14 protein-coding genes and 1 tRNA gene are annotated in these 12380 nt (G+C 66.1%); 3 read left to right on the forward strand and 12 right to left on the reverse strand.

The features are described 5' to 3' along the window. Window positions 1–2 precede the first annotated feature (2 nt). Entirely contained in the window at window positions 3–1289 is a 1287-nt protein-coding gene (locus NKK50_RS02380; RefSeq protein WP_023744656.1) for an efflux RND transporter periplasmic adaptor subunit, read from the reverse strand. 113 nt (window positions 1290–1402) lie between these two features. Between NKK50_RS02380 and NKK50_RS02385 the strand changes: the two genes are divergently transcribed. Together NKK50_RS02385 and NKK50_RS02390 are read left to right on the forward strand one after the other, a co-directional pair. Then, window positions 1403–2311 (forward strand): PhzF family phenazine biosynthesis protein, encoded by a 909-nt coding sequence (locus tag NKK50_RS02385; RefSeq protein WP_352499738.1) that lies wholly within the window; start codon window positions 1403–1405, stop codon window positions 2309–2311. Between the two features lie 106 nt (window positions 2312–2417). Then, window positions 2418–2493: transfer RNA gene (locus NKK50_RS02390), tRNA-Lys, on the forward strand. A 169-nt stretch (window positions 2494–2662) separates the two neighbouring features. On the opposite strand, the gene NKK50_RS02395 is transcribed toward NKK50_RS02390, so the two are convergent. The 8 genes from NKK50_RS02395 to cbiE form a co-directional block, all read right to left on the reverse strand. Further along, window positions 2663–2935: a hypothetical protein gene (locus tag NKK50_RS02395; RefSeq protein ID WP_155923538.1), complete on the reverse strand. Its 273-nt coding sequence runs from the start codon at window positions 2933–2935 to the stop codon at window positions 2663–2665. A 250-nt stretch (window positions 2936–3185) separates the two neighbouring features. After that, complete coding sequence (gene cobT / locus NKK50_RS02400; RefSeq protein ID WP_023744658.1) at window positions 3186–4196, reverse strand: nicotinate-nucleotide--dimethylbenzimidazole phosphoribosyltransferase; 1011 nt, start codon at window positions 4194–4196, stop codon at window positions 3186–3188. A 24-nt stretch (window positions 4197–4220) separates the two neighbouring features. Then, complete coding sequence (cobS, locus tag NKK50_RS02405) at window positions 4221–4988, reverse strand: adenosylcobinamide-GDP ribazoletransferase (RefSeq protein WP_031194701.1); 768 nt, start codon at window positions 4986–4988, stop codon at window positions 4221–4223. Beyond that, window positions 4985–6298 carry a cobyrinic acid a,c-diamide synthase CobB gene (locus NKK50_RS02410; RefSeq protein ID WP_352543056.1) on the reverse strand — a complete coding sequence of 438 codons (1314 nt, stop codon included), beginning with the start codon at window positions 6296–6298 and terminating at the stop codon, window positions 4985–4987. The genes cobS and NKK50_RS02410 overlap by 4 nt, the downstream gene beginning before the upstream one ends. After that, window positions 6295–7107, reverse strand: a complete 813-nt coding sequence (gene cobA / locus NKK50_RS02415) for a uroporphyrinogen-III C-methyltransferase (RefSeq protein ID WP_352543057.1) — start codon at window positions 7105–7107, stop codon at window positions 6295–6297. The genes NKK50_RS02410 and cobA overlap by 4 nt, the downstream gene beginning before the upstream one ends. After that, window positions 7104–7868, reverse strand: coding sequence for a precorrin-4 C(11)-methyltransferase (gene cobM, locus NKK50_RS02420; protein ID WP_352543058.1), 765 nt, complete (start codon window positions 7866–7868; stop codon window positions 7104–7106). The genes cobA and cobM overlap by 4 nt, the downstream gene beginning before the upstream one ends. After that, a complete protein-coding gene (locus NKK50_RS02425; protein ID WP_352543059.1) occupies window positions 7865–8251 on the reverse strand; it encodes a cobalamin biosynthesis protein in 387 nt (128 codons plus the stop codon). The genes cobM and NKK50_RS02425 overlap by 4 nt, the downstream gene beginning before the upstream one ends. Next, window positions 8248–9483: a precorrin-6y C5,15-methyltransferase (decarboxylating) subunit CbiE gene (cbiE, locus tag NKK50_RS02430; protein WP_352543060.1), complete on the reverse strand. Its 1236-nt coding sequence runs from the start codon at window positions 9481–9483 to the stop codon at window positions 8248–8250. The genes NKK50_RS02425 and cbiE overlap by 4 nt, the downstream gene beginning before the upstream one ends. A 1-nt stretch (window position 9484) precedes the next feature. Between cbiE and NKK50_RS02435 the strand changes: the two genes are divergently transcribed. After that, window positions 9485–10252: a cobalt-precorrin-6A reductase gene (locus NKK50_RS02435; protein ID WP_352543061.1), complete on the forward strand. Its 768-nt coding sequence runs from the start codon at window positions 9485–9487 to the stop codon at window positions 10250–10252. On the opposite strand, the gene NKK50_RS02440 is transcribed toward NKK50_RS02435, so the two are convergent. The 3 genes from NKK50_RS02440 to NKK50_RS02450 are packed head-to-tail and all read right to left on the reverse strand — an operon-like array spanning window position 10216 to window position 12379. Continuing rightward, complete coding sequence (locus NKK50_RS02440; RefSeq protein WP_352537703.1) at window positions 10216–10980, reverse strand: precorrin-3B C(17)-methyltransferase; 765 nt, start codon at window positions 10978–10980, stop codon at window positions 10216–10218. The two genes, NKK50_RS02435 and NKK50_RS02440, sit on opposite strands and share 37 nt — an antisense overlap. Next, window positions 10977–11750, reverse strand: coding sequence for a precorrin-2 C(20)-methyltransferase (locus NKK50_RS02445; protein ID WP_352543062.1), 774 nt, complete (start codon window positions 11748–11750; stop codon window positions 10977–10979). The genes NKK50_RS02440 and NKK50_RS02445 overlap by 4 nt, the downstream gene beginning before the upstream one ends. Continuing rightward, the gene (locus tag NKK50_RS02450) at window positions 11747–12379 is read right to left on the reverse strand and encodes a precorrin-8X methylmutase (protein ID WP_023746866.1); all 633 of its coding nucleotides are present in this window, start codon (window positions 12377–12379) and stop codon (window positions 11747–11749) included. Before NKK50_RS02450 ends, NKK50_RS02445 begins: the two co-directional genes overlap by 4 nt. Between the last annotated feature and the right edge of the window lies 1 nt (window position 12380).

Below are 12380 nucleotides of genomic sequence, written 5' to 3' on the forward strand. Positions count from 1 at the left end.
CGTCAGCTCCGCAGCTGCGAGGTCGTGATAACCTCTGCACCTTCATCCAGCCCGGAGGTGATCTCGGTCAGTTCGCCGTCGGTGGAGCCGATCTTCACGTTGACCGGGTGCGGCCGGCCGTTCTCCAGCACATAGAGCGTGCGTGAGCCGTCGGTGGGCGCCTTCACCGGCTGGCGGCGGTTGCCGCCACGGCCCATGCGGCCGGTGAACAGATCGCTGAGGCTCCACGCGCGGGCAGCAGGTGCCGATGGCCGATAGCGAAACGCTGTTGAAGGCACGGTGAGCACGCTCTTGGCCTGCCTGGTGACGACCGAAACCGTGGCGGTCATGCCGGGCCGCAGCAAAAGCTCGTTATTGTTGACTTCCAACCGTGCATTGTAGGTGACGACGCCGTCGGTGGTGACCGAGGCGTAGGAGATGTCGCGGATCTCGGCGTCGAACGGCCGCTCGGGAAAGGCATCGACGGTGAAGCGTGCATGCTGGCCTGGTTTGACCGCGCCGATATCGGCCTCGTCGACCGCCGCCACCAATTCCATGTTCCTCAAATCGGCGGCGATGATGAACAGAACCGGCGCCTGCAGCGAGGAGGCGACCGTCTGGCCGGGGTCGACGGAACGCGTCAAGACGATGCCGTCGATCGGCGCATAGATGGTGCTCTTGGCAAGGTCGGTCTGCTGCGCCTTGAGATCGGCCTGGGCGATGGCGAGATTGGCCTGCGCACTATCGAGCGCCGCCTTGGAGCGGTCGCGCGTGGCAGTCGCCGCCTCGAGCGACTGATCGGTCGCCATGCCACGCCTGGTCAGTTCGGCCGCGCGGGTGAGGGCGCTTTCGTTCTCCTTCAGGGTTACCGTGGCGTCCTCGACATTGGCGGCAGCGGCCTTGGCCGAGGCTTCGGCGCGTTCGATCTGGACCTCGAGTTTCACCGTGTCGAGCGTCGCCAGCACGTCGCCCTTCTTGACCTGCTGGTTCTCTTCGGCCGAGACCGAGCGGATGATACCGGACAGCTCGCTTGAAATGTCGACCTGGGTGAGGGGCTGCAGCGTGCCGGTCGCCGAAACCGCGACGGTGAGGTCGGCAATGGTAGCCGGCGTGGTGGTGTAGTCGATCTTGGCCGGGGAGCCGGCAAACCACTGGTAGCCAGCCAACCCGGCGGCAAGTGCGATCAGCGCCAGCAGCGCGTAAAGCCAGCCCCGGCGGCGCGTCTTGCGCACGCCGCTCTGATCAAGCCCGAGCGCCGCCTCGATGGCGGAATCCGATTCCGTCTTTGGCAGATTGACAAGCTGGTCCACGCCGGACCCCTATGAAAGCGTAATGTCCCTAGTTGTGCACAGATCAGGCTTGGTGGTTCGAATATCAAATTAAATTTCGGCCATGTTCGGATTGAGGCGGAAGGTTTTTCAAGATGCAGACCCGCAATTACTTGCTCTACGATGTGTTTACGACGGAGCGGCTGGCCGGCAATCCGCTGGCTGTCGTACTCGACAGCCAAGGGCTGGATACAGCCGCCATGCAGGCCATTGCGCGCGAGTTCAACCTGTCCGAATCGGTCTTCGTGCTGCCGCCGGACAATCCAAAACATCGCAACCGCATCCGCATTTTCACGCCCGACTATGAGATGCCGTTCGCCGGACATCCGACAGTTGGCGCCGCGATCGCGCTGGCCGAACTGACAGGCGAGGGCGAAGCCGGCATCTTCGTGCTGGAGGAGAATATCGGCCCGGTGCGCTGCGCCGTCAGCCGGCACGATGGCGCCACCTTTGCCGAGTTCGACCTGGCGAAGCTGCCGGAGCCGCTGAAGCTCGATGCCGACCCGGAGGCGATCGGCGCCGCCCTCGGGCTGGCGCCGCACGAGATCGGCTTCGAGAATCACCTGGTGTCGTTCTGGTCGGCAGGCGTGCCTTACGTCACCATCCCGGTCGCCAATCTGGAGGCTGCGGCCCGGGTCAAGCTCGATAACCAGGCCTGGTCCGAACTGGCGCCGCGCAAGAGCGAATGGGCTTTCGCCAGCCCGTATGTCTATTGCCGCCAGACGGTGAACCATGACAGCGCCTTCCATGTCCGCATGATCGTGCCGGGCACGCCGTCCTATGAAGACCCGGCGACCGGTTCGGCGGCAGCCGCCTTTGCCGGCGCCATCATGCATTTCGATGCGCCCACCGACGGCATTTCGCAGCTGTGGATCGAGCAGGGGCTGGAGATGGGCCGCCCGTCACGTATCCGCTTGGAACTCACTGTCGAAGGCGGAAAACTGGCCTCCGCGCGCATCGGCGGCCATGCCATCAAGGTGGCGGAAGGCAGGCTGTTCGTGTGACCGCCTGCGGCAGTTCAGCGATTTGTCGGGAAATGATTCCGGCAGGGCTGGACAGGACCGGTATCGGCGGCTATATGCCCGCCAACGCCGGTTTTACCGGTCGAGTGGGTGCGTAGCTCAGTTGGTAGAGCAGCTGACTCTTAATCAGCGGGTCCACAGTTCAATCCTGTGCGCACCCACCAAATTTCTAGAAGAGTTGGTGGAAGACCTTGGAATGCCGGACGCGTTGACGCGCCTCGACATGCTGGGGCAGGTTTGCCTTAAACTCGGCGGCCGGTAAGCCGGTGCGCTATTTGGCGAAGGAGTGAAGGCCGCGCTGGATTAAGAAAAGCCCGGAAGCCGAAGCCGCCATCAATTAAAGCCAGTTTGAAACCACGGACTGGTGTCATACCCTAAGCGCGGATTATAATGATCCAGGAAGTTTTCGGCCCTATTTGACGGTCGCGCAACCACGGTGCCCGTCGATTTGCAATCCGGTTTCGCGGTCGGCTTGCTGCCAGCCTTCTTATGAGCTGTAGAACACGAGGTTGTAGCCTGAGCGGTGGCCACCTTTTTCTTCTCTTTCGCAGCAGCTGCTCCGGTAGCGGCCAATACTATTGCTACGCCAAAGACAACGAGTTTCATTGAAAACGCCCTCACCCTGCCCAATCCGTAATGATTGCGCCTGGTCACCGTTACGTCAATCACATTTTGTCGGCAACGGCGGCGAATAGTGCCAGTAAAAAGAGCCCACCACAGAAGCAGCGGGCCAACCCCCAGGTGGGGAATCTTTCAGCGGCCGTGCTGTTCGAGCCACCAGCCCGGAATGCCAGTGATCGGCCCGACGATGGTCAGTGAAGGTTCGGGCCGGCGCCCTCCCGTCAAATCGCTCTAGCTACTTCTCCGAAACACCAGCCTCGGCAAAGCTCGCCATGCCCGTGTGGCACTCCAGCGCCGAGCGGACGATGTTGACGGCTAGGCAGGCGCCGGAGCCTTCGCCGAGCCGCATGCCGAGGTCGAGCAGCGGCGGCAGGCCGAGCACTTCGAGCAGGCGGCGGTGGCCGGATTCGGCCGAGACATGGGCGGCGATGGTGTGGGCGAGGCCAGACGGGTGCAGCCGCGCCAAGGGCGCTGCCGCGGCCGTGCAGACGAAGCCATCGAGCAGCACCGGGACATTGTTGCGGCGGGCGGCGAGCGTGGCGCCGAAGGTGGCGGCGAGTTCTCGTCCGCCAAGGGCGGCGGCGATCTTCAGCGGGTCGGACAGCGCGTCGGCATGGCGCTTGAGGCCGGATTCAATGGCGATGACCTTGCGCTTCAGCCCGGCATCGTCGACGCCGGTGCCGCGCCCGGTCCATTTTTCAGCGCCGCCGCCGAACAGGGCGGTCGAGATGGCGGCCGCCGGCGTGGTGTTGCCGATGCCCATCTCGCCGAAACAGACGAGGTCGAGGTCTTTCGTCACCGCGTCATAGCCAGCCGAGACGGCGGCGAGGAAGTTTTTTTCGTCCATTGCCGGCACGTCAGTGAAGTCGCCGGTCGGATGATCGAGATCGAGCGGGATGACGTCGAGTTCCGCGCCGGCGATGCGGGCAAGCTGGTTGATGGCGGCGCCGCCGCCGGCGAAATTCGCCACCATCTGCACCGTCACTTCCGAGGGAAAGGCTGAAACGCCTTGCGCCGTCACACCGTGGTTGCCGGCGAACACGAAGACTTTGACGCGGTCGAGTTTCGGCATGTCGCGACCCTGCCAGCGCGCCAGCCAGGCGGCGAGAGTTTCCAGCCGGCCCAGGCTGCCTTGAGGCTTGGTCAGCGTGTCCTGGCGGCGGGCGACGGCGTTGGCGGCGGTATCGCTGCCGGCAGGCAGATCGAGACAGGCGGCGCGCAGTTCGTCGAATGATTTGAATGGCATGGGGAAGGAATCTCCGGGGAAGAATCAGGACAGGGAAACGGAAGCGACGAGCAGGACAGTGATCTCGCCCAGCTGCTGCAGGGCGCCGATCGTGTCACCGGTGTGGCCGCCAATCTGGTTGAGGCAGAGCGCGCGCAAGGCGCTGAACACGAGAGCGAGCAGGATCAGTGCGGCAAAGGCGCCGCCGAGCCCCAGAGTCAGAAGCGGGATGGCCCCGAGCACGGCGCCGAGAACAGCTGTCTGGGTCGAGACGGTCCCGGCGCCGGCAGACAGGCCGTCACTGCGCGCCGCCGGCGCCAGATGCATGAACGCGCCGAGCAGGCCTCGCGAGGCGGCATGGGCGGCGATCAGCGCGAAGAGAACGCTTGTCGGATCGGCCAGTTGCGACAGCGCGCTCCAGCGAATGAGCATCGACAGGCCAAGCGCCGAAGCGCCATAGGCGCCGATACGGCTGTCGCGCATGATCTCGAGTTTTTTATCGCGCGTCTTGCCGCCGCCAAAGCCATCTGCGACATCCGACAGCCCATCCTCATGCAGGCAGCCGGTGGCGAGCAGGGTTGCTGCAAGCGCAAGTGCGGCCGCCGGCCCAGCGGCGAGACCGAGCTTTACCCCGATGGCGTAGACGACGGCGCCGACCAAAGCGACCGCGAGGCCGGCGGCAGGCGCCGCCCAGATCGCATCGGCCAGGCTGCGGCCACGAAAGTCGAAGACCGGCAGCGGCAGCCGGGTGAAGAAGACGAGGCAAAGCGCGACGTCGTCGAGCGCTTGCCGGGGTGAGGGCACGGCGGTCATGCACTCCTCGCAATGGCGTGGAAGAAGGTGCCGCTGACAAGGCCGCGGCGATAGCCGGAGGCGCCGAGCGGATTGCCCTGGCCATCGGCTAGGTCGGCCAGCGGCTCGTCATTGCCGGTGGCGATCATCTGCGCATAGTGGAATTCATGGCCACGGATCAGCGCGCCTTGCGGCCCCAGCGGACAGGCGGCGCGCAGGCGTGCCTCGCGGTAGCCGAGGTTCATCTTGCGCTTGGCAAAGCTGGTAGAATGGCCGAGCAGGCCAAGCATGGCGTGCGTCTCGCCGGCCGCGTCCTCCAGCGCTTCGCCCAGCACCATGAAGCCACCGCACTCACCATGGATCGGCTTGGTCTCGGCAAACCTGGCCATGCCAGCTCGAAAATTGGTTGCGGCCGCGAGGCTGCCGGCGTGAAGCTCGGGATAACCGCCGGGCAGCCAGCAGACATCGCAATCCTGCGCCGGTGCTTCGTCGGCGAGCGGCGAGAACGGCACGATCTCGGCGCCGGCCTGACGCCAGTGGCCGGCGACGTGCGGATAGAGGAAGGTGAAAGCGGCGTCTTCGGCGAGCGCGATTCGCTGGCCGGGCGGCTGCAAGGCATGTTCGAAACTGCCTGATGCCGGCGAAAACGGCGCGGCCAGCGCCATGATGGCGTCAAGGTCGAGGGATTTCTCGACCATGTCGGCGAGGCGGTCGAGATGCGTCATCAGGTCGGCATACTCGCCGGCCTGGACGAGGCCGAGATGGCGCTCCGGCAAATTGAGCGTGGGATCGCGCAGGATGGCGCCGACGACCGGCAGGCCGAGCGCTTCGATCGCCTCGCTGCACAGCTTGCGGTGGCGCTCGCTGCCGAGACGGTTGAGCACGATGCCGGCCATGCGCACATCCGAGTCGTAGGTGGCAAAACCCTTGGCGACGGCGGCCGCCGTCGTCGACTGTCCCGAGACGTCGAGCACCAAAAGCACCGGCAGGTGGTAGAGCCGCGCCAGATCGGCGGCCGAGCCGGTGCGGCCTTGTCCGGCCGGGATGCCGTCGAATAGGCCCATCGCGCTTTCGAGGAAGATAAAATCGGCATCCTCGGTGGCATTGCCGGCCAACGCGTTGAGCAGGTCAGGCGACATCGCCCAGCTGTCCAGGTTGACGCCGGACAGACCGGTTGCGGCGGTATGAAAACCCGGATCGATATAGTCGGGGCCGGACTTGGCGCCGCGCACCTTGATGCCGCGCCGGGCGAGCGCGCGCAAAATGCCGATGGTGACGCTGGTCTTGCCGGAGCCGGAACGCGGCGCGCCGATGATGATGGCGCGGGTCATGCGTTACCCGCCAGTGCTGCGCGCATGGCGACGATGCCGCCGACGACAATGAGGGCCGGCGAGGCCAATTCCGCCGCGGCGGCCGCTTCGGAAATGGTGGCGAGTGTCGCGACGACGGTCCGCTCCTGCGGTGTCGTCGCCGAAACGATGACAGCCGCCGGCGTCGACGGCGCCAGCCCGCCTTCGAGCAGCGACGCGGCGATAACAGGCAGATTGGCCATGCCCATATAGATGACCACCGGCTGGCCGGTGCGGGCGATCGCGCCCCAGTCGAGATCGTCATCTGTGCCGGCGGCATGACCTGTCGCCAGGATGATCGCCTTGTTGATGCCGCGCATGGTTGCGGGAATGCCGGTGGCGGCCAGCGCGCTCAGCCCCGATGTCAGGCCGGGCAGGACGCGGAACGGGATTTTTTCGCGCGCCAGCGCCAGCGCCTCTTCGCCGCCACGGCCGAAAATATAGGGATCGCCACCCTTCAGCCTGATGACGCGGCGGCCATCTCGCGCCAGCCGCACCAGCAGAGCGGTGATGTCGTCCTGCTTCATCGACGGCTTGCCGCCGCGCTTTCCCGCAAAGAACAGCTGGGCATTGTCCGCAACGGCGACAACGTCAGAGGAGACCAGCGCGTCATAGACCACAGCGTCGGCCTCGGCCAATGCCGCCAGCACTTCCAGCGTCAGGCAGCCGGGATCGCCGGGACCGGCCCCGGCCAGCCAGACATGGCCCGGCTCAAGCCGGCACGGCTTGAAGTTCAGCCGTGCAAGCGCCTGTTCGAGCGTCGGGTTTTCGCTTTTGGTCTTGCCGCTCACAATCCGTCCCGCCCGCGAAAACGCCGCTGGTAGTGGGCGTCGTACAATGAACTCTCGCCAAAACCTTCCGCTGCCAGCGAGCGGCCGACGAAGATGATCGCCGTGCGCTCCATCGGGTCGCCGGCGAGCAGTGCCTCGATCGTGGCGAGCGTGCCGGTCAGCACGCGCTCGTCCGGCCATGAAGCGCGAAAGACGATCGCCACCGGGCAATCGCCGCCATAATGCGGCGACAATTCGGCGACGACTCGGTCGATGGCGTGGATGGCGAGATGAATGGCCAGCGTCGCGCCGGTGCGGCCGAAGCCGGCCAGCGTTTCGCCCGGCGGCATTTTCGAGGCGCGGCCGGAGACGCGGGTCAGCACCAGGCTTTGCGCCACCTCGGGAATGGTCAGTTCGCGGCGAAGGGCTGCGGCTGCGGCGGCGAAAGAGGGAACGCCCGGCGTCAGCGTGTAGGGGATGCCGTGCTTTTCCAGCCGGCGGATCTGCTCGGCAACCGCACTCCACACCGAGAGATCGCCGGAATGCAGTCGGGCGATGTCATGGCCGGCCTGATGGGCTTCCAGATACGCGGCCTCGATCTCGTCGAGCGACATGGGTGCGGTGTCGATCAGTTTTGTGCCAGGCGCGCAGTGCTGCAGCAATTCCGGCGCGACGATGGAGCCGGCATGCAGACAGACCGGGCAGCTTGCCAGCAGCTTGGCGCCACGCAGTGTGATGAGGTCGGCGGCGCCGGGACCGGCGCCGATGAAATGAACGGTCATGGCGCATCTCCGCTGATGGCAATGGCGCAGGTGACCGAGCCGAGCACGGTGCGCGGACCAAGCAGCTTTGCACCGGGGCCGGCAACGGCAAGGGCGGAGGCTTCTGAGACGGAGGGTGTGCCGGCGAGATCCTGCGAGAGATCGGATTTGCTGAGTGCCTCCGACGAGACGGCCTGAAGTGCTGCGTCATCAACGATGATGACGGGAAGGTGAAGCGTGCGGCCAGCGGCAGAGATCGCTTCTTCGTCTTTCTTGAGCGCGGCGGTCGCCAAGGCCGACAGCGCCGTTATCGCCAGCCCGTGCGCTTCGAGGGCGGTTTCGATCGCCGCGAGCACGTCTTCGACGCTCACGCCCTTCCGGCTGCCGATGCCCGCCACCATCATGGCTTCACCCAGCTCCACTGGGTGACCGGCATGGCCGGGCGCCAGGCCTGCATCGAACCGACAGGAGAAGCGCGGGAAATGGTGATGCGGGTAAGGTCGCCGCCGCGCTTGATGTGCTCCGCGAGAAGCAGCGCCTCCATCTCCAGCGTCACCGCATTGGCAACGAGACGGCCACGGGATGGCAGCGCCTTGATGGCGGCGTTCAGTACGCCGGCGTCGCTGCCACCTCCGCCGATGAAGATCGCATCCGGCGTGTCCAGCCCGGCCAGTGCCTTGGGCGCCGACCCTTCCACCACGACAAGACCGGGCACGCCGCAATGCGCGGCGTTGCGGACGATGCGGGCGGCGCGGTCGCTGTTGGCCTCGATGGCGATGGCGCGCATCGAGGGGTGAGCGAGCATCCATTCGATGCCGATGGAGCCGGAACCGGCGCCGATGTCCCACAGCAATTCGCCACGCCTCGGCGCCAGCGCCGCAAGCGTGATGGCGCGGATGTCGTGCTTGGTGATCTGGCCGTCGTGCTCGAACAGATGGTCGGCGCGGCCAACGGTCAGCGGCAGGATGCGGGCCTCTTGTGTCGATTCAAGCTCAAACGCCAGCACGTTGAGCGGATTGATGTCTCTGAGATCGAAAGCGTCGGCACGTGCCGAGCGAAGCTTCTCGTTCGGTCCGCCCAGCGCTTCCAGAACGGTCAGCCGCGAACCGCCGAAGTCGAGCTCTACGAGCAGACCCGCGATTACTGTGGGTGCATCGCCGTCCGATGTCAGCGCCAGGATGCGCGCCCTGGGCTGCAGCAGCGGCCGGATCAGGTCGAGCGGCCTTCCATGCAGCGAGATCGTCTCGATGTCCTGCAACGCCCAGCCGAGCCGTGCGGCGGCCAGCGAAATCGCTGACGGCGCGGGGATAACATGCATTTGCCCAGGCTTCACCTTGCGGGCAAGCGTAGCGCCGACACCATGGAAGAACGGATCGCCGGAGGCGAGCACGCAGACCTGCCGGCCGGCCAGCGCCAGCACGTCTGCCATGCCGGCATCGAAGGGCACCGGCCAGGGGCGCTGCTCACCCTTGATGAGCGAAGCCACCAGCGCCAGATGCCGCTTGCCGCCGAAGACGATTTCCGCCTCGGCGATCAGCCGCTTGGCCTCGTCGCCGAGACCCGCTAAACCGTCCTCGCCGATGCCGATCACCGTCAGCCATTTCGGCTTGGCGCCGCGCTTACTCTCAGCAGGCATGATGACCCACCGCATTCTGATCCTTGGCGGCACCAGCGAAGCCCGGCACTTGGCGGGAAAGCTGGCCGCGCGGAGCGATCTGTCTGTCACTCTGTCGCTGGCCGGCCGTACCGAAAGCCCGGTCGCGCAAGGCGTGCCGGTGCGCAGCGGCGGCTTTGGCGGCGCCGACGGGCTGGCGGCCTATCTCAAGGAGACGCGAACCGATCTGCTGATCGACGCGACGCATCCCTATGCCGCGCGAATTTCCGCCAATGCGGCGCAAGCCGCGCAAATGACCGGCGTGCCGATCCTTGCTTTGCGCCGCCTTGGCTGGGAGCCAATAAATGGCGACCGCTGGACGCAGGTCGATAGGACAGGCGATGCGGTGCACGCGCTTGGGTCGCCGCCGCGCCGTGCCTTCCTGGCGCTCGGCCGGCAGGAGGTCGCGGCTTTCGAGGCGGCGCCGCAGCATCATTACCTTGTCCGCAGCGTCGATCCGGTCGAGCCGAAACTGGCGGTGCCTGATGCGACCTACCTGCTGGCGCGTGGGCCGTTTCGCGAGGCGGATGAACGCGCGCTGCTCGAGGAGCACCGCATCGATGTCGTCGTATCCAAGAACAGCGGCGGCGAGGCCACCTACGGCAAGATCGCGGCGGCGCGGGCGCTCGGTATCGAGGTGGTGATGGTGCGCAGGCCCATCCTGCCGGAGGTGCCGTCGGCCGAAACTGTCGAAGCATTGGCCGCGATGATCGATCATGGTCTCGACCCCGTCGCGGAACGCGGTGTGTAGACCAGCGCCGGTTTGTCACCGCGCTTGATGATCCTTGTCTCCGGCGAGCCGATGATGATGCAGGTCGCCATGTCGGCCCTTTCCGCCTCGACATCGGCCAACAGAAAAACCTCGATGCGCTCGTCCGGGCGGCCGGCGGCGCGGCCGAAGATGACCGGCGTGGTGCCGGGCAGGATGGCGCGCAGGCATTCGAAGGCACGGCCGAGCTGCCAAGGGCGCGCCTTGCTGATCGGATTGTAGAGCGCGGTGACGAAGCCGGCGCCGGCGGCAGCGAGCAGGCGCAGTTCGATCAAGTCCCACGGCTTCAGATTGTCGGACAGCGAGATGGCGCAGAAATCATGGCCGAGCGGCGCGCCGATGCGGGCGGCAACCGCCAGCATGGCAGTGACGCCGGGCACGACAGTGACATCGACGGTGCGCCATTCGGCCGGACCGGCCTCGATCGCCTCGCAGACGGCGGCCGCCATGGCGAACACGCCGGGATCGCCGCCGGAGACGACGGCGACGTCATGGCCGTCCGCCGCCTTTACCAGCGCGTCCTTGGAGCGGGCGAGTTCCTCGCGATTATCCGAGGCGACGCGGGTTTGGTCGGCGCGAAGATCAAGCCGGTCGAGATAAGGCTTGTAGCCATAGAAGAACTTTGCCTCGGCGACGGCGCGGCTGGCTTGCGGCGTCACCTGGTCGGCATTGCCGGGCCCAAGGCCGATGACGGTGAGGCGGCCGCTCATGGCTTGGCTCCCATAACGCCAGGCAGGCCGGACCAGCCGGCGACCAGCACGATGGCGAAATAGGGCGCCTTGTCGTCCGGCTTGTCGGCAAGCTTCATCGAGATGCTACCGGCCATCGTGCCGCGCTCGACATAAACGGCGCGGGCGAGCTTGCCGGTGGCCTCCAGCGCCCGCCTGATCTTGGGCAGATTGCGGCCGACCTTCATGATGACGGCGGCGTCGGTGTCGGCGAGACGGCGCGTCAGCTCGAACTCGCTCGTCGTGCCGGGCAAAACCGTCAGGACATCGTCGCCCTGGACGATCGGCACGCCGGTCTGCGACCAGCAGCCCGACATGGCGGTGACGCCGGGGATGACTTCGGTCGGGAAGCGATGGGCGAGGCGGACATGCAGGTGCATGTAGGAGCCGTAGAACAGCGGGTCGCCTTCGGAGAGCACGGCGACCATGCGGCCGGCTTCGAGGTGTTCGGCGACCTTCTCGGCCGACTCCTCGTAGAAATCGGTGATCAGCGAACGGTAGTCGTCGTGATCCTTGTCGATCTCGGTGGTGACGGGGTAGAGCAGCGGCAGTTCCAGCATATCGGGCCGGAAGCGCGCCTCGACGATGGCGCGCGCATTGCTGTTGTTGCCGCGCTTGGCGAAGTAGGCGACGACATCGGCCTCGGCCAGAACGCGCGCGGCCTTCAGCGTCAGCAGCTCGGGGTCGCCAGGCCCCGTGCCGACGCCGACAAGACGGCCTTTTGCCAGATCTTCTTTGACGGCTGCGTTCACAGGCCGGGCCTCGCCAGCGAATTGAGGGCGGCTGCAGTCATGGCGCTGCCGCCAAGCCTGCCGCGCACGATGGCGTAGGGCACGCCGTAGGAGTTTTCAGCCAGCGCATCCTTGGATTCGGCGGCACCGACGAAGCCGACCGGCATGCCGATGATGGCGGCCGGTTTCGGCGCGCCATCGCGCAGCTTTTCCAGGAGATAGAAGAGCGCTGTCGGCGCATTGCCGATGGCCACGACCGAACCGGCCATGCGTTCGCCCCAGAGGTCGATCGCGGCGGCCGAGCGGGTGTTGCCGATCTGCTTGGCGATGTCGTGCGTGCGCGGGTCGCGCAAGGTGCAGATCACCTCATTGCCGGCCGGCAGCCTGGCGCGGGTGACGCCATGCGAGACCATTTCGGCATCGCAGAAGATCGGTGCGCCGGCCGCCAAAGCGCTGCGGGCGGCGGCGACGAAATCGCTGGAGAAGACAAAATGACTTGATGCTTCGACCTGGCCGCAGGCATGGATCATGCGGATGGCGACGTCGGCTTCCGCCTCGGAGAACCGGGACAGGTCGGCCTCGGCGCGGATGATGGCGAAGGAACGTTCATAGATCGCGTTGCCGTCATGGATGTAGTCGTAGGCGGCCATG

The sequence above is a fragment of the Mesorhizobium sp. M0001 genome (assembly GCF_040324255.1).
GTDB lineage: Bacteria > Pseudomonadota > Alphaproteobacteria > Rhizobiales > Rhizobiaceae > Mesorhizobium.

Excerpts from the sequence above, each read along its gene's own strand:
- cobT (WP_023744658.1), bottom strand. The coding sequence starts at position 4,196 with ATGCCATTCAAATCATTCGACGAACTGCGCGCCGCCTGTCTCGATCTG.
- cbiE (WP_352543060.1), bottom strand. The coding sequence starts at position 9,483 with ATGCCTGCTGAGAGTAAGCGCGGCGCCAAGCCGAAATGGCTGACGGTG.
- cobM (WP_352543058.1), bottom strand. The coding sequence starts at position 7,868 with ATGACCGTTCATTTCATCGGCGCCGGTCCCGGCGCCGCCGACCTCATC.
- NKK50_RS02410 (WP_352543056.1), bottom strand. The coding sequence starts at position 6,298 with ATGACCCGCGCCATCATCATCGGCGCGCCGCGTTCCGGCTCCGGCAAG.
- NKK50_RS02385 (WP_352499738.1), top strand. The coding sequence starts at position 1,403 with ATGCAGACCCGCAATTACTTGCTCTACGATGTGTTTACGACGGAGCGG.
- NKK50_RS02395 (WP_155923538.1), bottom strand. The coding sequence starts at position 2,935 with ATGAAACTCGTTGTCTTTGGCGTAGCAATAGTATTGGCCGCTACCGGA.
- NKK50_RS02450 (WP_023746866.1), bottom strand. The coding sequence starts at position 12,379 with ATGGCCGCCTACGACTACATCCATGACGGCAACGCGATCTATGAACGT.
- NKK50_RS02440 (WP_352537703.1), bottom strand. The coding sequence starts at position 10,980 with ATGAGCGGCCGCCTCACCGTCATCGGCCTTGGGCCCGGCAATGCCGAC.
- cobS (WP_031194701.1), bottom strand. The coding sequence starts at position 4,988 with ATGACCGCCGTGCCCTCACCCCGGCAAGCGCTCGACGACGTCGCGCTT.
- NKK50_RS02435 (WP_352543061.1), top strand. The coding sequence starts at position 9,485 with ATGACCCACCGCATTCTGATCCTTGGCGGCACCAGCGAAGCCCGGCAC.
- NKK50_RS02425 (WP_352543059.1), bottom strand. The coding sequence starts at position 8,251 with ATGATGGTGGCGGGCATCGGCAGCCGGAAGGGCGTGAGCGTCGAAGAC.